At 73.3% G+C, this 371-nt stretch carries 1 protein-coding gene; it reads left to right on the top strand.

Going from position 1 to position 371, the window contains the following annotated elements; genetic code table 11:
- On the top strand, positions 1-371 hold a 371-nt coding region (locus HL658_RS18330; protein ID WP_180287648.1), incomplete at both ends, for an Ig-like domain-containing protein.

The raw sequence follows: 371 nt of genomic DNA on the forward strand, positions 1-371 counted from the left end.
CGGAAGTTGGACGCTGTCGGCGGCCGACCTGGACGGGCTCACCATCACCCCGCCGGCGAACGCCAGCGGTGCCTTCGCCCTGACGGTCACCGCGACCTCGACCGAGGCGGGTGGCGGTACGGCCACAACGACGGCGCCGGTCACCGTGACGGTGACTCCGGTTGCCGACGCTCCAGTCCTCGCCGTGGCGGATGCCGCCGGTGCCGAGGACAGCGCCATCGCGTTGGATCTGTCGGCCGCCCTGACCGACACCGACGGGTCGGAGACGCTGTCCGTCACCATCGCTGGCCTTCCCGACGGGGCCACGCTGTCGGCCGGCACCGACAACGGCGACGGAAGCTGGACGCTGGCGCCGGCCGACCTGGACGGCC

Source organism: Azospirillum oleiclasticum (assembly GCF_013423485.1).
Classification (GTDB): Bacteria; Pseudomonadota; Alphaproteobacteria; order Azospirillales; family Azospirillaceae; genus Azospirillum; species Azospirillum oleiclasticum.